Annotated in this window: 19 protein-coding genes; 5 read left to right on the top strand and 14 right to left on the bottom strand. The window is 63.6% G+C overall.

The window, feature by feature from the left end:
* Positions 1-46: 46 nt before the first annotated feature.
* Genes AC6I99_RS21615 through AC6I99_RS21605 form a run of 3 tightly spaced genes read right to left on the bottom strand, consistent with a single transcriptional unit; the run spans position 47 to position 2,221 of the window.
* Positions 47-451 carry a RidA family protein gene (locus AC6I99_RS21615; RefSeq protein ID WP_024818727.1) on the bottom strand — a complete coding sequence of 135 codons (405 nt, stop codon included), beginning with the start codon at positions 449-451 and terminating at the stop codon, positions 47-49.
* Complete coding sequence (locus AC6I99_RS21610) at positions 448-1,209, bottom strand: IclR family transcriptional regulator (RefSeq protein WP_224165837.1); 762 nt, start codon at positions 1,207-1,209, stop codon at positions 448-450. The genes AC6I99_RS21615 and AC6I99_RS21610 overlap by 4 nt, the downstream gene beginning before the upstream one ends.
* Positions 1,210-1,213: 4 nt before the next feature.
* Entirely contained in the window at positions 1,214-2,221 is a 1,008-nt protein-coding gene (locus AC6I99_RS21605) for a sugar kinase (protein ID WP_224092791.1), read from the bottom strand.
* 180 nt (positions 2,222-2,401) lie between these two features.
* On the opposite strand from AC6I99_RS21605, the gene AC6I99_RS21600 reads away from it, so the two are divergent.
* The 4 genes from AC6I99_RS21600 to AC6I99_RS21585 are packed head-to-tail and all read left to right on the top strand — an operon-like array spanning position 2,402 to position 7,434.
* Complete coding sequence (locus AC6I99_RS21600; RefSeq protein WP_224092793.1) at positions 2,402-3,709, top strand: alanine racemase; 1,308 nt, start codon at positions 2,402-2,404, stop codon at positions 3,707-3,709.
* A 10-nt stretch (positions 3,710-3,719) separates the two neighbouring features.
* Complete coding sequence (locus AC6I99_RS21595) at positions 3,720-5,387, top strand: N-acyl-D-amino-acid deacylase family protein (RefSeq protein ID WP_224092794.1); 1,668 nt, start codon at positions 3,720-3,722, stop codon at positions 5,385-5,387.
* On the top strand, positions 5,384-6,019 hold the full coding sequence (locus AC6I99_RS21590; protein ID WP_224092796.1) for a bifunctional 4-hydroxy-2-oxoglutarate aldolase/2-dehydro-3-deoxy-phosphogluconate aldolase: 636 nt from the start codon (positions 5,384-5,386) through the stop codon (positions 6,017-6,019). The genes AC6I99_RS21595 and AC6I99_RS21590 overlap by 4 nt, the downstream gene beginning before the upstream one ends.
* A gap of 23 nt (positions 6,020-6,042) precedes the next feature.
* Positions 6,043-7,434: a GntP family permease gene (locus AC6I99_RS21585; RefSeq protein WP_224092802.1), complete on the top strand. Its 1,392-nt coding sequence runs from the start codon at positions 6,043-6,045 to the stop codon at positions 7,432-7,434.
* Between the two features lie 176 nt (positions 7,435-7,610).
* Here the strand turns inward: AC6I99_RS21585 and AC6I99_RS21580 are convergent, their stop codons facing one another.
* Genes AC6I99_RS21580 through AC6I99_RS21570 form a run of 3 tightly spaced genes read right to left on the bottom strand, consistent with a single transcriptional unit; the run spans position 7,611 to position 11,090 of the window.
* Entirely contained in the window at positions 7,611-8,117 is a 507-nt protein-coding gene (locus AC6I99_RS21580) for a universal stress protein (RefSeq protein ID WP_224092804.1), read from the bottom strand.
* Positions 8,118-8,169: 52 nt separating this feature from the next.
* A complete protein-coding gene (locus AC6I99_RS21575; protein ID WP_224092806.1) occupies positions 8,170-8,514 on the bottom strand; it encodes a CU044_2847 family protein in 345 nt (114 codons plus the stop codon).
* Complete coding sequence (locus tag AC6I99_RS21570; RefSeq protein WP_224092808.1) at positions 8,511-11,090, bottom strand: CHAT domain-containing protein; 2,580 nt, start codon at positions 11,088-11,090, stop codon at positions 8,511-8,513. Before AC6I99_RS21570 ends, AC6I99_RS21575 begins: the two co-directional genes overlap by 4 nt.
* A 200-nt stretch (positions 11,091-11,290) precedes the next feature.
* On the opposite strand from AC6I99_RS21570, the gene AC6I99_RS21565 reads away from it, so the two are divergent.
* Positions 11,291-11,491, top strand: coding sequence for a hypothetical protein (locus AC6I99_RS21565; protein WP_224092810.1), 201 nt, complete (start codon positions 11,291-11,293; stop codon positions 11,489-11,491).
* A 43-nt stretch (positions 11,492-11,534) separates the two neighbouring features.
* On the opposite strand, the gene AC6I99_RS21560 is transcribed toward AC6I99_RS21565, so the two are convergent.
* The 8 genes from AC6I99_RS21560 to AC6I99_RS21525 all read right to left on the bottom strand — a co-directional run bounded on the left by AC6I99_RS21560 (position 11,535) and on the right by AC6I99_RS21525 (position 18,332).
* Positions 11,535-12,197 (bottom strand): GntR family transcriptional regulator, encoded by a 663-nt coding sequence (locus AC6I99_RS21560; RefSeq protein WP_224092819.1) that lies wholly within the window; start codon positions 12,195-12,197, stop codon positions 11,535-11,537.
* A gap of 36 nt (positions 12,198-12,233) precedes the next feature.
* A complete protein-coding gene (locus tag AC6I99_RS21555) occupies positions 12,234-13,367 on the bottom strand; it encodes an FAD-dependent oxidoreductase (protein WP_224092821.1) in 1,134 nt (377 codons plus the stop codon).
* 3 nt (positions 13,368-13,370) lie between these two features.
* Positions 13,371-13,505, bottom strand: coding sequence for a hypothetical protein (locus tag AC6I99_RS21550; RefSeq protein ID WP_263433783.1), 135 nt, complete (start codon positions 13,503-13,505; stop codon positions 13,371-13,373).
* A 16-nt stretch (positions 13,506-13,521) separates the two neighbouring features.
* Positions 13,522-14,433, bottom strand: coding sequence for an ABC transporter substrate-binding protein (locus AC6I99_RS21545; RefSeq protein WP_224092824.1), 912 nt, complete (start codon positions 14,431-14,433; stop codon positions 13,522-13,524).
* Positions 14,434-14,456: 23 nt separating this feature from the next.
* On the bottom strand, positions 14,457-15,863 hold the full coding sequence (locus AC6I99_RS21540; RefSeq protein ID WP_224092826.1) for an NAD(P)/FAD-dependent oxidoreductase: 1,407 nt from the start codon (positions 15,861-15,863) through the stop codon (positions 14,457-14,459).
* A 51-nt stretch (positions 15,864-15,914) separates the two neighbouring features.
* Complete coding sequence (locus AC6I99_RS21535) at positions 15,915-16,649, bottom strand: SDR family NAD(P)-dependent oxidoreductase (protein ID WP_497961836.1); 735 nt, start codon at positions 16,647-16,649, stop codon at positions 15,915-15,917.
* Positions 16,650-16,715: 66 nt separating this feature from the next.
* The gene (locus AC6I99_RS21530) at positions 16,716-17,822 is read right to left on the bottom strand and encodes an alanine racemase (RefSeq protein ID WP_224092828.1); all 1,107 of its coding nucleotides are present in this window, start codon (positions 17,820-17,822) and stop codon (positions 16,716-16,718) included.
* A 39-nt stretch (positions 17,823-17,861) separates the two neighbouring features.
* Positions 17,862-18,332, bottom strand: a complete 471-nt coding sequence (locus AC6I99_RS21525) for a RidA family protein (RefSeq protein ID WP_224092830.1) — start codon at positions 18,330-18,332, stop codon at positions 17,862-17,864.
* Between the last annotated feature and the right edge of the window lie 2 nt (positions 18,333-18,334).

Genomic DNA, 18,334 nt, shown 5'->3' with positions numbered 1-18,334 from the left:
CAGCCCGAAACTGTGGCTCTAACGAAAGTGGGTGTCGCAGCCAGGATTAGGCAGTGACAGCCAGGGCGTCGATCTCCACCAGCATGACCTCGTGGGGGAGGTCAACAAAGACAGTAGTGCGGCTCGGCAGCAGACCGCTGGGGACGTTCTCGCGGATGAACTCGCCGTAAACCTCGTTCATGGCGGCGAAGTCATCGCGGGTTGTGAGGTAGACGCGGAACATGAGGACGTCTTCAACGGAGGACCCGCCGGCTTCGAGGATGGCCTTGACGTTCTCCAGCGTGCGACGGGTCTGGACGCGGACGTCGCCCTCACCGATGTACTGGTTGGTGGCGGGATCCATGGGGCCCTGGCCGGAGACCTGGAACATGCCGCCCTTCTTGATGCCCTGGGAGAATACGTGCGCCGGGGCGGGGGCGTTTTCGGTCAGTACTACGGTCTTTTCACTCATGCTGAGTTCCTTTCGTGGCTGATCCAGCCGAGGTCATTCGAGATGGCCTCGGTGCTGGCTTTAAGGTCGGGCAGCAGCTCAAGCAAGCCTTCATAGCTGAGCATTACTACCGGTACCGAACAAGAGGCTGCGGCAACAACGGCGCCGCTGGCATCGCGGATGGGGGCCGCGATGCAGTGCACGAATGCTTCGTGCTCGGCGTTGTCGTGGGCCCAGCCCTGTTCCCTGACCTGCTCGAGTTCGGCCAGCAGGGCCTCCGGCGAGGTCAGGGTGTTCTCGGTAACTTTTACGTAGTCCAGCCCCGCGGCAATCTTTTCCTGCCGGCTGCGCGGCATATCGGCGAGGAGGACTTTGGACACAGCGGCCGAGTGCAGCGATGCAGTCAGGCCGATGCGTGAGTACATGCGGACGGGGTGGTGTGACTCGAACTTGTCGATGTACACCACCTCATTGCCTTCAAACGCGGCCAAGTGAACGGTGTGCCCGGTTCGCCCGTTCAGTTCGGCCAGGTGCGGGTGCGCTACCTTTCGGATGTCCCGCTGCTCCAGGGCCAGCGATGACAGTTCGAACAGTTTGGAACCCAGCATGAACCGCTGCTCTTCGTCCCGCACCACGAACCGTTTCTCCTCCATGGCGTGCAGGAGCCGCATCACGGTGGTCTTGTGCACGGATGCTTTGGACGAGAGCTCGTCAAGGGTGGCGGGCTTCGCTGCGAGTTCTGCGAGCAGGTCGATGGCCCGCATGAGGCTCTGGCTCAAGATGTCACGCTCCGGTTCTGGTGTTGAAATGTCCCTCTTCAACATGGATAGCAGCCCAGTCCTCATCCGAAGAATCGAGGATGGCCGCGAGCTCCCCGGCGTCGGGTAGGGGACCGCGGTCGCCATGAACAGTCAAGGTGCAGGCTGCTGCGACGTGCCCCCTGCGCAGGCTCGTTTTCTGGCCGAGCCCAAACAGCATGCCGCTGAGGTAACCGGCGGCGAACGAGTCGCCGGCGCCAACAGGCTCGACGACGGCGACGGACAGTGCGGGAACCTCTTCCCGCGTGCCACTCCGGTCGAGGGAGATTGCGCTGATCGCCTCATTCTTGATGACCAGCACTTGAGGGTCCGGCATCAAACGGCGGAGTTCGGCTTCATCTGTGGTGCCGAAGGCGTGCTCGGCTTCGTCTTTTCCAACAAGCACGACGTCGGCCCGGTTCGCCAGGCGCTGCAGGACGGACCGGTCTTGGCCTGCCCAAAGGGCGGCTCGCCAGTTCACGTCGAAGCTGACGATGCGCCCGTTCCGCGGTTCGGCCAGCAAGGCTTCCAAGAGAGACAGGCACTCCGCGGACAGGGCAGCGGTGATGCCACTCAGATGGATCAGCGCTGCGTTCTCCAGCAGTGAGGAAACGGCGGGATTGGAAAGTGTGCCGGGTCCCATGGCCGACGCCGCGGAACCTTGCCGGTAGTACAAAACTGAACTGCCGCCGTCGGGATCTGATTCCTGGGCGGGGACCTTCACGTAGAGGCCGGTTGGCCGGGATTCGTCCACCTCGACGCCGGTGACTCCCACCCCGTGCGCCCGGAGGTCGTCCAGAATGCGAGTGCCGAAGCCATCGTGGCCCACCCGGCTGACCCAGTGCGTGTCCAGGCCCATGGCTGCCAATCCCATGGCAACGTTCGACTCTGCACCGCCGATCCCGCAGTGGAGCTCCGTGGCTTGGTGCAGGGGAACGGCTTGGACTGGGGTAAGCATGGCCATCGTCTCGCCAACGCATACAGCTGACAGCATCGTTCTCCCACTAGTTGTGCGCTTCTCAGCGGTCTTGACTCTCCGTCCGCCACCATGTTAGACATATCACCAACAGGTTTGCAACCAGCGTTGCAAAATACGCAACGCAACTGAGAATCGCATACTGAACAGCCCCACACCGCAGCTTCAAAAACGCAGCCCCGCGAAGGGAATGAACCCGTGAACACTTCCGAAGCCATCTCGGCACACGCCGTGGCCGGCCTTGCAAACCGTCAGCTTGATTGGCGGCACAAGGCCGTTCCGGCAACCGCCAACGGGATTACGCACGCCGAATTCCTCGCCGCCAAGCACACCCTGGGCGATCTGCAGACGCCGCTGCTGACACTTGATAACACGGCGCTCCAGGCCAACGCCGATCGCCTGGCTGACTGGTGCAAGGAACACGGGGTGCTGCTTGCCCCGCACGGCAAGACCACCATGGCTCCGCAGCTCTGGACTGAACAGCTCAACCGCGGCGCCTGGGGCATCACCCTGGCCAACTTCGCGCAGCTTCGCGTAGCCCGCGAGTTCGGCGTCGCAAACCTTCAGCTCGCCAACAGCCTCACGGATCCGCACGCCATCGAGTGGGTCGCAGCCAACGCCACTGCCGAAGCGCCCATCCTGTCCTGGGTGGATTCCGTGGAAACGGTGGAAGGTCTTAACCGCGTGCTCACCGGGAGCGACGCCGTGCTGGATGTCCTCGTGGAGCTCGGGGCCCACGGCGGCAGGACAGGCGCCCGGGGCGTTGACGCTGCGATGCAGGTTGCCCGCGCGATCTCCGCCTCACCGAACCTGCGTTTGGTAGGCGTCAGTGGCTACGAAGGCTCGCTCGCGCACACCGCGGACGACGCCGGCCTGGGCGCCGTCCGCGGCTACCTCGCCCAGATGCGGCTGCTTCACGAGGAACTGCTCGCCGAAGGCCTCTATGGTTCCGGCTCGGTGATCATTACAGCCGGTGGCAGCGCCTACTTCGACGACGTCGTCACAGTCCTGTCTCCCTGCATCAGCACCGGCGCCGAAACTGGTGGCCCCAGTGTGGACCTCATGGTCCGCAGCGGCGCCTACATCATCCACGACGACGGCTTCTACCGCGGAATCTCGCCGTTTTCCCGGGAAGGCGATCAACCATTCCATGCCGCAATGCATGTCTGGGCACGCGTGGTTTCGCAGACAGAGCCGGGCCTTGCCATCCTCGACGCCGGCAAGCGGGACCTCCCGTTCGACGAAGGCCTGCCCGAGCCGCAGTTCATCGGACCGCTTCTCGGCGGAGCCATGGAGCCTTTGGTTGGGGCCGAAATCACCTCGGTCAACGATCAACACAGCTTCATGACCTTCGATGCCAAAACCACCACCGTTCGTCCGGGCGACGTCGTCCGGCTGGGCCTGTCCCACCCCTGCACAGCCTTCGACAAATGGACCGTCATTCCGGTACTCGCAGACACCAACGGTGACCAGACCGTCGTCGACCTCATCCATACCTTCTTCTAGGACGAACGCCATGAAGACCCTCATCAGCAACGCCACCTTGGTGGACGGAACCGGAGCGGACCGCCGCCCGGCGGACGTCCTGCTGGACGGCGCGGTGATTGCCGCCGTCGTCGACGCCGGAACCCTCACCGCAGGCGAAACCGGGGCCGATCGCACCATCGACGCCACGGGCCTGGTCCTGAGCCCTGGTTTCATCGACATGCACGCGCATTCTGATCTGCAACTGCTTGTTAATAGGCAGCATTACGCCAAGCTCAGCCAAGGCGTCACCACGGAACTGCTGGGTCAGGACGGCCTGTCCTACGCACCAGTGGACGATGCCACGCTTGCAGGTGTGCGGGAGAAGATCGCTGGTTGGAACGACAACCCGGCGGACTTCGACTGGAATTGGCGGACCGTGCGTGAGTACCTGGATCGGTTGGATGCCGAGGCCACCGACGACGATGGCACTACAGGACGGATCGCAACCAACGCCGCTTACCTCGTCCCGCAGGGAACCGTCCGGGCCATGGTGATGGGCTTCGCAGAAGGTGATCCCACCCCGCAGCAACAGCAGCAGATGCAAGACGTGATCCGCACGTCGATGCAGGAAGGCGCCGTGGGAATGTCCTCCGGCCTGACCTACACGCCGGGCATGTACGCGCAGACCGAAGAACTCGCCGGCCTCTGCAGGACTGTCGGCGAGCTGGGCGGCTTCTATGCACCGCACCACCGTTCCTACGGCAAGGGCGCACTGGATGCCTACGCCGAGATGATCGGCCTGAGCCGGGACACAGGCTGCGCCCTGCACCTCTCCCACGCAACCATGAATTTCGCGGAGAACAAGGGCCGGGCAGGCGAACTCCTGGAGCTGATCGATAGCGCGCTTGATGAGGGAGTGGACATCACCCTGGACACCTACCCCTACCTCCCCGGAGCCACGACGCTCTCCGCGCTCCTCCCCAGCTGGGCATCGTCCGGAGGTACGGAAGCGACGCTTGCCCGTCTCAACGACCCCGAAACCCACGCACGCATCCGGGAAGCCGTGGAGATCTACGGCTCGGACGGATGCCATGGCGTAGTTGCCGAGTGGGACACCCTGGAAATCAGCGGCGTCCAGAACCCGGCGCTCGCCGGCTATGTCGGGAAGACCATCAAGGAGATCGCCGCCGGGACCAACGAGGAACCGTTCGATGTCTTCGTGCGGATCCTCACCGAAGACCGCCTCGGCACCGGAATCCTGCAACACGTGGGTCACGAAGAAAACGTCCAGGCAATCATGAAGCACCGCACCCACACCGGCGGCAGCGACGGCCTCCTGGTCGGTGCCAAGCCACACCCCCGGGCATGGGGAACCTTCCCTCGCTACCTCGGCCACTACTCCCGCGATCTCGGATTGCTCAGCCTCGAGGAAACGGTCCACCACCTGACGGGCCGTCCCGCCGCACGACTCAAGCTCCACAACAGGGGCCTGGTCCGCGAAGGCTACGCGGCCGACGTCGTGCTCTTCGACCCGGAAACCATCCGCGACGAAGCCACTTTTGAGAATCCCCGCCAAGCCGCCAGCGGCATCCATTACGTCTTCGTCAACGGCGCAGCAGCGATCGACGGCGGCCGGCCCACCGGTGCCCGCGCCGGCCGTGCCCTGCGTCGAAGCAGTGACGGACTCACCCGAGAAGGAAGCAGTACCACCCAATGACTCCTGAAGAATTCATCCAGCAGCTCGAAGCCGACCGCACCCTCGCCGTGGTCCGCGCTCCGTCCATCACGGACGCCGCGGATCTCTGCCGGGCACTGGCCGACGGCGGCATCCGCAGCGTGGAACTGACGTTCACCACCCCGGATGCGCTCAAGCACGTCAAGCGCGCGGCAGAGACCGCGGCGGACCACGGTGCCGCCGTCGGAATCGGTACGGTCCTGACCGCAGACCAAGCCCGCGCAGCGATCGACGCTGGAGCCAGGTTCCTGGTAACACCAGGCATCCGGCCCGAGGTTGCAGCAGTCGCAGTGGCCGCCGGCATCCCGTTCAGCCTCGGAGCCATGACGCCCACCGAAGTGGCACAGGCACTTGACCTTGGGTCCGGCGTCGTCAAGATTTTCCCTGCCCGCCAGCTTGGGCCGGTGTACCTGAAGGACCTGCAGGGCCCCTACCCGGGCATCCGCTTCTTGCCTTCAGGAGGCATCGACGCTTCCAACGCCAAGAGCTACCTCGACGCCGGTGCTGCCGCAGTATGCTGCGGCACAAGCGTGGTCCCGCCCGCAGCAGTAGCTGCAGGCAACTGGGCAGACATCGCGGCCCGTGCCGCCGCGTTTACCGGCACCCTCAAGTAGGACTCACCCAGAAAGAAACCCCCATGAATGAATTCCTCGAATGGCTGCGGCACGACACCGCCGGCCTGCTCCTCCTGGCAGGCGCGGGCATTGCCCTCCTGCTGTTCCTGATCATCAAGGTCAAGCTCGAACCGTTCATCGCCTTGGTGGGAACCGGCGTGATCGTGGCGTTGGTGGGTGGGGTCTCAGTGGAAGCCTTGGTCGGCTCGGCCACCAAGAGCAGTGACGCCCTGATTGAGAAGGGCTTCGCTGGCATCCTCGGCCACATCACAGTGATCATCGGCCTCGGCACAGTGCTCGGCGCCATCCTAGAACGGTCTGGTGGCGCGGAAGTGCTGCTCGGCAGGCTCGTGAAGATCTTCGGCGAAAAGGGCACCCCGCTCGCGATGGGTATCACCGGCTTTGTGCTGGGTATCCCGGTGTTCTTCGATATTGGTATCTTCGTCCTGGCGCCGTTGGTTTACGTCGCTGCAATCCGCGGTGGCAAGTCGCTGGCACTGTACGCACTTCCTTTGCTGGCCGGCCTCTCCGTGACGCACGCCTTCCTGCCACCGCACCCCGGACCCGTCGCTGCCGCCGGCCTTTTCCATGTTGACCTTGGCTGGATCATCCTCATGGGCCTCATCTGCGGTATCCCGGCCTGGTTCGCTTCCGGTATTTTGTGGGGCACGTGGATCGGCAAGCGCGTCATGGTCAATGTTCCCGAGGACCGGATTGTCCCCGAGGCCGAGGAAGCCAAGGGCCACGAGCCGTCCATTGGACTGGTGCTGCTGGCCATCGGCCTGCCTATGATCCTCATCCTCGGCGGCACGTTCGGCAACATCTTCGCTCCTCCCGGTGTATTCCGGGACGTCCTGCAGTTCTTCGGCAACCCGGCCATCGCGCTGACCGTCGCAGTGCTGCTGGCCATGTGGCTCCTGGGCATCCGACGCGGCATGAGCTCCGCCGAACTCAGCGAAATCACCGGTTCATCGCTGCGTCCAGTGGGCATGATCCTGCTGGTTGTTGGCGCCGGTGCCTTCTTCGGCGCAGTTCTCTCGGCTACCGGTGTAGGAAAGGCTGTGGCCGACTCGCTCGCCCAGGCTGGCCTGCCCATCATCCTCTCCGCCTTCGTGATCAGCGCGGGCATGCGCATTGCGCAGGGCTCGGCAACCGTGGCGATCGTAACCACCGGTGGCATCCTGGCCCCAAGCCTTGCCTCCGGTTACTCCCAGCCGCAGCTCGCCCTGATCGTGGTGGCCATCTCCTCGGGCTCCATCATTGCCAGCCACGTCAATGACGGCGGCTTCTGGATCATCTCCAAGTACTTCAACATGTCCGTCAAGGACACCCTGAAGACCTGGACGGTTCTCGAAACGGTGTTGTCCATCGTGGGCTTCGCTATGGCGGCGCTGCTGTACACGTTCGTGAGGTAGCTGCTTCATGAGGTAGCTGCGGCCACCTCTGGGTGTTAAACAAAGAGCTCCGGAGTGCGTTATTGGGGGATACGCACTCCGGAGCGGTCTTTGAGCAGGTGCTTTCGCCGTCCTGCAGTAATCACTCTACGTTGGGCGCGACGGCATTGCCACCACCTCGAATAAGTACTTTCGCTTTAGTTTTTACGGCCAGCTTCCTGGGGCTTTCTCTGCGGCACAATCAGCACGGGCCGGCGTTGGTGGTGGCTCAGCCAGGCCGCCACCGAGCCGTTCAAAGCCTCGGAAATGCGGTGGCCCAGGCCAGGTTCCGGCGTTCCAACAATGATCATCGAGGCATGGATGTCCTCGGCGAGCCGGCCCAACGCGCGTGCGGGGTCTCCGGCGAGCAACCGCAAAGTCCAATCCGCTGAGCCGCCATCCATGGCCTCGCCGATGAGCTTGCCCAGGTCACTGCGAACAGCTGCGACGTCCTCGTCATCCTTCTCCGGATGAAGCGACATCCGGTGTGTCTCCCGCGCAGGGTCCCATTCCACGAGGTAGCTGGCCTCGTCCACGTACGCACAAACCAGCGGCACGCCGAGTTGTTCTGCCAGCGTCCGGGCCGTTTGCAGCACCTCCACATGCTGGTCGGGCAAGACGCCCACAACCAAAGGAATCCGTCCGCTGAAATTCTCCGCAGCCATACCTTATTGTTGCGCCGCGAGCAGTCCTTGAACAGGCTGTCTGCTCACCGGCCTAGTTGGTTTGGGGCGGTTTGTTCCACGTCAGCCGAACCTTGAAGTTAGAAGCAGTGCTGGCCGATGCAATGAACGCCCCGGCCTCGGCGTGGAGGTCTATGCCGAACTCCACGCTGACCTCGTCAGGCCGGTTCTCCAGGCTCAGAAGCTCATCAATCACGCCCTGTACGGCGGGTCGGACATGCTCCAGGGCCCGCTGGAACGTCTGCTGCGCCCTCGCGAATACGCCGGAATGATCCCCCGCATGATCGCCACCCCTGGTCACGATGCTCCCGGCTGTGCTCGCGACCTCCACAACTACCGTGCCGCCGTCGTCGGTGGTGAACTCAACCAGCCGGCTCACGGCGAAGTTCCCGTCTTGGCAGCTGGCCCCGCTTCAGGTCCCGCTGCGGGTCCTGCTGCAGGGACAGTGCGCAGCCGCCGTGCCATCACGACGAACACCACGCCCACCGCGCAAAGAAGCATCAGATGCAGCAGCAAGGGCAGCGCCTGCGACATGTACCAGCTCTCCATGAACACGCCTTTCCCTTGGATCCAGATGATCGGTTGCAACACAGTGGGCAGCAGGAGGAGCCACGCAAACGTCCGCCCGACCGGGTCCTTTAGGGCCAGGATGCCCGCCCAAAGTCCGAAGGCGGCAAGGATAAAACTGGCCACGACCGCGGTCACTTCCACCGTGTAGTTCAAGCCGGCGAGCCCAAAGATCGCGGCGGAAAGCACGACGCCGGTCATCGCAAGACGCGCTGGTACGGTCCGTCCAGGCAGCCCGGCGACCATGAGCAGCAGATAACCGAGTGGTGCCAGCAGGCCGTACAGGATCCGGAGCACGATGTCGCCGCCGTTGTCCTGCCAGTAAGCCTCGTCGAACCACATGAAGAACACCACGATGCACGTCCCCAAGCCACCAGCCACCGCCAAGGCGGCACCGGCCCACGCGAGCGGTGTCCAGGCGAGTGCTGGTTGCGGCGGTTTCGCGGATGGAATGCCCGACGCCGGGACCTGGGCGGGTGCCGGGACCCGTGCTGCGGGGGTCGCCGTTGGCCGCTGAGGTTCTGGCCGCCGGGGCTCTGGCCGCCGGGGTTCTGGAGGCAGGTCCGCGGCCGTATATGAACCTCGTTCCGGGGAAGGCTGCTTTGCAGGCTCCGGTTCTGGTGGCTTCGCCTTCTCGATCTCGGCCCTTGCAGCGCTCGCAAGTCCGTCGGGGTCGGCCGCGGCCGGATCGAGCGTCGCAAGTTCAGCTGATACATCCACCACGGCTCCCCACGAGCCCAAAGACGAGTGGTAGCGGAGTTCGCCCTGGAGGTCGGAGATACGCTGACGGCGCTCGCAGTCCTGACGGCGCCTTGCTGCTTCGGGGAATTCCGGATCGTCCTGCACCAGGGCAAAGCCGTCCGCCGCGGCCAGCCAATCGCCAGCCTCTTCAGCGGCGAGTGCCTCACGGTATGTGCGGGACATGTCCAGCCGGTGCTGTGCGCTCTCCCTTAGCGCCGTGGCGTCACGGTAGCCGGGTTCCAAGGTCAGAAGGTCATCGAACAATTCAACGGCTTGCTCGAAACGCCGTGCCCTTAACTCCGCGGAGGCCTGGACATAAAGGGCACGTAATTGGGCTCGCTTCATCGCCTGGTCGGCGTTGATTTGTGCCGCCTTCGCGGCAGCTCCGTCTCCCGCGCCCGGGCTTCCCGGGCCCTGCAGCGGGACTGACGCTTGCCCGCCCGAGGTGGGTGCCGGCGTCGGGACCCCAGCTTGGCCGGCCTGCCCGCCCAAGGCGGGTGCCGGCGTCGAACGTGCTTCCGAAACCGCTGAGCGTGGTGTGCCCCGCAGCGTAAAGAGTTGGGTGGAACCGCCCCGGACGTAGAGGGCAGGGGTGACCCATTCGAGTGTGCCGTCCGGGCTGGCCATGACCGAGATCCTGCCGACCCGTGCCGCCTCGTCCACCGTCCGGCCGTTGGCGATCGCAGCGTAGAAGCCATGGGCGAAGGCGATGGCCGCGGAGTCACTGATGGCGAATTGCATTGCCGCCACGGCGCCTATCCCGCTCCTGACCAACGAGGAAGCGGTGCCGGAAAAGAGGTCCGATTGGCCCATCTCGCCTGAGGAACAAGAGTTCAACACAACCAGCCGCGGACGTGGTGCCGCAACACTGAGCAAGGCCATGAGCCGCACGGCCCGGACCATCGCGGCCCTCCCATCCGGCCCCACCAAGGCGATCCTGCCTTCATCGGTCCGGGAATCGTAATCGCCGTGGCCCACAAAATGCACCACATGCCACGGGCCGGCAAGCAGCATGGACTGGACGTCGTCCCAGGTTCCGCTCCTGGACCACACCAGCTCCACCCGTCCCTCGGCTACAGGACCGGCCAACGCCCTGCTCAGGTGATCCTTCTCGGCATCGACATCGAGGGTAGGAAGGTCCCGGGGCGAAGCGACGATGCCAAGGATCCGCAGCGGGGGAGCCACGTCCAAGGGATTCTGGTTGTAGTCAGGGGCAGGGATGTGCCGCAACAGAGGTTCTGTTTGGCACAAGTACGTCTCGGTTTCGGGGTCGAAGAGGGTCTCCCACGGCATGGTAGCCAATTCCGGGGCGGCAAGCCGCAGGACCACTCTGAGTTGCTGGCCCGCATGTTGGGCCGCGCCCAGGCTGGCCCGGTACGTGCCGTAGACCTCGCGGGTGAACAACGCCTGGAACAACTGCTGGCCAACTTCGCGGACTGCCATCTCGGCCACGGGCATGGTGCGGCGCGCAGCCACCGCAGAGGCAAGAACGGTCGCTTCAAGTTGGGGCAGCCGGTCCAGGATTCCCTCAACGTCCAAGGTGAACATCCCCGAAGCGTGGCCTCCCGCCGGAGCACGGACCACGTGCACCGTGTATTCGCCGCGTGCAGAGCCGGTATCGATCTCCAGCTCGATGTCACAGTCCATCGCGGATCCCTTGTGCGAGCGGGCGTCGGCACGGATTCTTGAAACCTGTGCGCCAGCGTCCTAGGTACAGATTGGCCCTTCGCCGGGTTCCCCACAAGACCCTGAAAGCCCTGCACTTATGCAGCGACACCTGCAGACGGGCAGCCCTTGTAGACAACCCGGCCCCGGCCTACGGTTAATCCGAAGGAAGGTGGTCTGCGATGGAAATCTTCATGTGGTGGCTGGACCTGCACTTGGACAGCAAGGAGTGGCTACGCGAAAACCTGCGTGCCGAGGAACTTCCGTTGCAGGTCCTGCAGCATATTGCCGAGGCCGGCGGCCCTCATCCGGACAAAGTCAGTGGGGTGCTGACGGTGCAGGATTGGGACTTCATTGAGACGCAGTCGGAGTTCGTGGACTAAGGCCGGGCCAGCGTCGCCGAAAGCCGGTTTACGCCTGCCCCGCTTACTTCTGCTGTAGGGGCTCTTCGTGGAGGGCATTCTGGAATTGACTGACCATTTCCTGGCGGAAGGCATCGAAGTCTCCGGCCAGCGCCAGTTCAGCCAATTTCTCATGCTCAACAGCGATTTCGTGGAGGTCGCTGTACGTACGGTGATCGACCGCCAGGTACAGGCGCAGCTTGTTCTCCCACCCGTTCCACATGTTTTGCAGGGCGGTATTCCCCGAAAATTCGTAGAAGAGCCTGTGGAAACGAAGGTGGGCGTCAATGCTGCCGGGGATGTCATTGGTGTCGGTGGCCCGGTACAGTTCCTCGATGGTCTGCTTGAGCCGGAGCCGCTCGGGACCCCGCAGGGTGGGGGCTGATAGCTCGGCAGCATAGGGCTCTACGAGTACCCGGATCGACGCGATTTCTGCGACGTCACGAGCGCTGACTTCTACGACGAAGGACCCCCGGAAGGGGACCTTGACCACCAGCCCTTCTTCCTCGAGCTTTGTCAGCGCCTCACGGAGCGGGGATCGACTGATACCGAGGTCTGCGGCGATATGCGTCTCGCGCAGTTGTTCCCCGGGAGGCACAGTTCCGTTCAGGATGGCGGTGCGGAGAACGCGGTAGACACCGTCCGGCGTCGTCATCCGCTGTTCCTGCCACGTGAACTTGCGGTCCATGTTCCGCCTCCCTTGTCGATTGTCGATTATACCGGCTTAGCTCGTCCTGAACCGTTCCGGGCGAACGAATTCCAGGCCGTCGAGCGACTGTTTACCGAGCGCCTCGTACGCGGCGATGTGGCCGAAGCCGGTGGCATTCTTGAAGCCGCCTCCGGAGAAGCCTGTGGCGCAGTAGATTCTGCTTGACCCACCTAGCCAGCCCACCAGTGGATTGCGGTCTTCGCTGTAGAGGTCCGGGAAGGCATCGGAGCGGACGATGCTGGGAACCAGGCCGGGCAGGAACTCGGTGACGGTTTCCAACGTGTCGGCAATTTCGCCTGTTGACAGTTCCCTGGGGAAAGCATCGGGGTCCGTTGTCACCGTGCCCCGGCCGTCCAGGGTGGCTTTGACGGTAACGCCGTCAACGGCGGGTGCCCCGTACATGGAACGGTCCTCGTACATCCGGCTGAAGGTGGGGAACTTCTCCGGGGTGAACTGCGCTGCGTCGCGGGCAATGAACCAGCTCAGGAAAACCCTGCGGGTTTCGGTGTGCGCCTTCAGGTCATCAGGCATGAGCCGCCGGGACCAACCCCCGGAGGCGACGATGACGTTCTCGAAGGTCCAGGAGGTGTCCCCGGAGGTGACCACAACGCCGTCGTTCGTTTCCCGGATGCCGGTTACAGGAGTGTTGGCAAGGACCGTTGCCCCGTTGGCCTGTGCAGCTGCAATCGCTGCCGTTACCGCCCGGTCAGTCCGCAGGACGCCGGCGTTCGGGTCGAACACCGCGGAGTCGTCAGCACGGAGGTTGTGCTGGGGGTAGCGTTCGGCCATCTCCTCACGGTTCAGGATCCGGTGGGCAGCCCCATTGATCCGGGTAGTCTCCAGAACGCTGCGGAGGTATGGCCCATCGGTGGTGCCGATGGAGAGCCCGCCACAGCGGGTGAGGATGTCCTGTCCCGTTTCTGCCTCGAGTTCTGCCCAGAGGTCCCGTGAGCGCTCCAGGATGGGATAGAGCGCGGGGCTGCCGCGGTAGATCATGCGGAACAGGCGGGTATCCCCGCCTACGGCGCTGCGTCCATGGGCCGGGGTGTGTGTTTCGAAGCCGGCCACGGAATCGGAAAGGCGTGAAGCCTGCCAGAGTGCCATGCTTCCGATGCTGCCCAGGCCGATGACGGCGAGTTTTCCGTCCATGGCTCAGAGCACCTCGAAGTCTTCATGCATGAACAGCAGGGTGCCTGCTGTTTCCCGGGCTTCGTGGGTTTGACGGGTTGCGCGGGTTTCGCGGGTTTCGGGGGCAAAGCCCATGCTTCTGTGGCTAATGGTTTGCATGAGGGGAATACGTCTCCTAGTTGAGCTTGGCATCGGTGATAGCGCCGGATTCGAGGCCCCAATTCGAGAGAGACTTCTTGTATTCCGGGCTGTTCAGGACGGACTGGACGGCGGCCTGGAGGGCGGGGGTCAGGGGAGAGCCTTTCTTCAGGCCGATGGCCGTCAAGTCGCTGGAGCCGACGTTGACCTGGGGAGTCAGGATGGTGAACGACTTGGGCTGCTGCTTCTCGGCCCAGGCGAGGGAGGTTGTGTCGTAGAGGATGCCGTCGATCCGCTTGGACGCCAACTGTGTCAGGGCCTCCTGGACGTTGGGCAGGGTCACGGCGTTGATCGCGGGCTGCCCCTTGGAAGTGCAGGTCTGCTCCGAGAGGGCCGGGAGTCGCTTGAGTTGGCCTGTGGAGCCTGCTGTGACGGCAATGTTCTTCCCACACAGGGTTTCGTTGGTGAGCTTCAAAGGATTTCCCGCGGCCACGGCCACTGAGTTGCCGGCTTTGAAGTAGTCGATCATGTCCAGGACCTTCAGTCGCTCCGGCGTTGGTGCCATGGTGGTGACGGTGAAGTCGTACCGGCCACCGTCAATGCCAGGAATGATGGTGTCGAAGACGGTGTTCTCGAACTTCAGCTTCAGGCCGAGCTTCTTTGCTACCAGGCGGGCGATATCCGGGTTCAGGCCGATCGGCGTCGAGTTGTCTTCAGCGAGGAACGTCGTCGGCGGGTAGTGCAGGTCCATGGCGACCGTCAGTTCGCCCTTGTCCTTATAGGACGCCGGCAGGAGGCTTACGGCCTTTTCGTCGGGCTGGACGCCCACGGAGATATCGGCCGTTTTCGGATCTGTTGGGGACGTGCTTGTCGTCCCGCCACACCCGGTAAGGGCCAGCAGCAGTGCAAACCCTGCGGCTGCAGCCTGGATCTTGCTTGTGGTCTTCATGGTGTGCCTCCGGGGGCGTTTCTCTATTCGTGTAGTCCGGCGAGCCTGCTGCCGAATCTGGCCAGGAGGGACGTCTTGGTGGAATCCTTGCGCTCTTCCCACTGATCAGCAAGACCGAAAAGCCGGTACATGCCGTGAACACCCATCCAGCGAATGGGTTCCGGTTCCCATTTCCGTGCGCGGTACCCAACCCAGGGGAGCGTGGTCCGTTCCGTTTGCCGTTCGAACGCCAATTCCGCGAGTGTCCGCCCGCCCACATAGGCGGCTGTAACGCCGTGTCCGGCATAGCCCGTGGACGAGCCAATTCCGGATGCCTGGTCCCATTGCACGCCGCCGTTCCAGTCGCGGGTGACGCCCAGGACTCCGGACCAGGCGTGGTCCACTTCGAGGTGGATGCCCGGGAAGAAGGACCGAAGCTTCGTGGAGATCAAGTCAACAGTTGACTGGGCTGTGGCACCGGCGCCGCCCGTTCCGGAGCCGTAGCGGTAGGGCCTTCCCCGGCCGCCAATGGCGATGCGTCCGTCCGCTGTCCGCTGCGAATAGATGAACGTGTGTGCGGAATCGCTGAGGCACTGAAGCCCGTTCCAGCCGATCTGCTGCCAGGCCTCGTCGGAGAGTGGCTTGGTCACGATCATCGAGGAGTTGATCGGTATCAAGGACCTGCTGCCCAGCAACTGACCGGAGTACCCTTCCGTGCAGATGAACGTTTTGGCCGCCGCGACCCGTCCATTGGCCAAGGTCAGGGTTTTGCCGTCGATGCTGGTTATCCGGCTGTTTTCGTAGATCGCCACCCCCATGGACGTCAGGGTGTCCGCCAGGCCGTAGACAAGTTTTGCCGGATGAATGCGGGCGCAGGGCTTGTAGAAGAGCCCGCCGTGGACGGTGGAAATGTTGATCCTGCTTTGGAATTCGTCCCGGTCGAGCAAGTGGACTTCGTCTTCGGTCAAGCCGTACTTCCAGTCGGCGTCACGCCGGGCTACCAGCCGGCCCAGCCCCGCCTTGGTGTGGGCAGCGACGAGCGCCCCGCCCTTGTGCTGGTCCGCGTCGATTCCCTCGGCCTGAAGGATATTAAGGACGGAGTCGACGCCGGTCACGAACTCCTGCTGCAATGCCCGGCTTGCGTCCAGCCCTTGTCCGGATGCGCGGGCGAAGGTGGCCCGATTTCCTGGGGGCATCGCCGAAAGCCAGCCGCCGTTTCGCCCGGAGGCTCCGTAGCCGATCTGTTCCGCCTCAAAAACCGCCACCGAGAGTGAGGGCTCGAGCTTCTTGGCGAAGTATGCCGCCCATAGGCCTGTGTAGCCACCGCCTATGATTGCCAGATCCACGGAGCCTTCGCCTTCGAAACGCGGGTACGTTGGCCGGTTTTCTGCGAGTCCGGCCATCCAGAAGCCGAGGTCTCCGTTTCGGGGTGTTGCTGTGAGGGCTTTCATCTTGTCCTACTTTGTGGGGAGTTGGTGAGCCAGTGGAAGGCGGTGCGATGCTTAGAAAGCGGTGTAACCGCCGTCGACGGGCAGTACAGCGCCCGTGATGTAGGACGATTCCGGGGACGCCATGAAAAGTATGGCGTCGGCAATTTCTTCCGGAGTGGCCAGGCGCCGGAGCGGGATCTGCCCCTCGCGTTCTGCCCGGTAGGCCTCGGGATCGGGCCTGCGCTGGAACGAGGCCTCGATGACGGGGGTGACGGTCAGTCCCGGCGCGACGACGTTGACGCGGATGTTGCGTGAGGCCCACTCGATTGCGGCTCCCTTGGCGAGCATGATGAGGCCGCCTTTTGCCGCGGAGTAAAGGACTTCATCGGGCTTGCCAACCATGCCCAGCCGTGAACTGACCAGGACGAACGAGCCTCCCGTAGCAGGCATCAACGGTGCAAAGTGCTTCATCATCAGGAAGGCACTGAGGAGGTTGCTGTGGAGCACATTCCTCGCATCCTCATACGCCATCTCCGTCAGCGGGCCGCTTACCTGCAGACCATGGTTAAGGACGACGACGTCCACGGTGCCGAACGCTTCGGCGGCCTGGCGGGCGAGGCTTTCGACGAATGCCTCGTCATTGAGATCTCCAGGGACGTACACGTCATCGGTTTGGGCGCTGTCGAGTTGCTCCCTGCGGCCGGTGAGCAGCAGCCGGGCGCCTTCGCGGCGGAAGTGGGAACCCACTGCTTCCCCGATTCCGCTGCTGGCGCCGGTTATGACGGCAGTGGTCTTATCAAGTCTCATGATGGTCGTTCCTTGGTCGGTAAGTTGCTTGGTTGCGGGCTGGGGCGGACGTACGGTTCCCACGAATCAGCTCAGGAATCCGCGGGCATCCACCCGCCACCGTTCCAGCCATGTTCCCGTGCTGTCAGTAACGATGTACTCCTCGAAATTGACCACGACGGGGCAAACATGGTTCGGGACGATCGGGAGAACCTTGCCGACGCCGGGATGGAAATCGTCGGCAGGCAGGGGGAGGAAGCCGTGGTATTCGTTGAGCTTGGAGAGAACGGCCGACGTCCCGGGGACAGCGCCATAGCCGATCTGGGGACTGCCTTCCCGGCCTAGTGCCTTGGTGCCTACATCGAGAATGATCTGATCGGGAACCCAGTCACTGACCACTGTGCCGGCGACAAACAGGGCGATCTGGTCTTCGGTGCAGGCCCCGAGCCGCATGTTGTTCAAGTCATTGAACACGTATTCGCCGGGCCTGATCTCGGTAATCACGTTGCTCGTGGCGTACTCGATGGTGGGTGTTGAGCCGGCGCTGACGACGTCTGCGCTGATGCCCACAGCGCTGAAGCTCCGCACCGCTGTGGTGAGCGCGGCTTCCTGGTCCACGGCGGCGCGCTGGCGGGCGTCCGGGCTGGCGCTTCCATGACCTGGATAGGTGAAGACGCCCACCGGCACCAGTCCCCGCCTCCGGGCGGCGGCGGCAAGTTCGCCGGCGAACTCGGGTGGTGCGCCGGAACGACGCGCACCGCAGTCCACCTCGATGACAACCTGCAGCCGTTCGGCCTCGGATCCCATCGCATCAGCAAGGGCATCGATCGCCGCGAAATTGTCGACGCCGACCCGCAGCCGGGTGGTTACCGCAAGTTTGCGGATGCGAAGGCCTTTCGTTCCCGAAGGCCAGATGGGGTAGGCGATAAAGATATTGTCGAAGCCGGCTGCGGCGAAGACTTCGGCCTCACCAACATTGCCTGCGGTGATTCCCACAGCTCCGGCCTTGACCTGGCGACGGCCGATTTCGACGCATTTGTGCGTTTTTACATGCGGTCTGACATCAAGGTCCTGCTGGGCAGCAAAGGCCTGCATGCGGTCGATATTGTCCTGCATAACGTCGACCAGCACGATCGGCGCCGGGGTGTCGACCCGTTCGACCAGAGCGTTGAGTGCTCCCTGGATACGGTTCACGCTGTTCTCCTCATGAATTTACCGCCAACATGTCCGTGCCTAAGCGGCTGTGCAGATCATCTGGATCTCTACAGGAGTGTTGGCCGGCAGCCCGGCGACGCCGATTGCTGTGCGGGCGTGCCGGCCGTTCTCTCCCAACACTTCGATGAGCAATTCGCTGGCCGCGTTGGCGACCCGCGATTGCAGGCCGAAGTCCGGCGTGCTGGCCACGAACACCAGCATCTGCACGATCCGGACCCGGTCCAGGTCTCCTACCGCCTGCACAGCCGCGGCAAGGCAATTGAGCGCGGCATGGCGGGCGAGCTCCCGCGCTGTCTCCAGCCCCACGTCCCGGCCGACGACGCCTTGGCCCAGCAGGACGCCGTCCTTGTATGGCAGTTGGCCAGCGATGTGGATGCTGGAACCCACCGCGCGGTGGTCCACGTAGTAAGGGCTATCAGCAAGGGTTGGAAGCTCCAGGCCCATGGCCCGGAGTCGATCCAAAGCCGAGCCCGCCGTAGTGACGCTCATCT

It is taken from the genome of Arthrobacter sp. TmtSoilC77 (genome assembly GCF_059739415.1).
The sequence above is the reverse complement of the archived record's forward strand: the minus strand, read 5'-3'. Positions and strand labels throughout refer to the sequence as shown.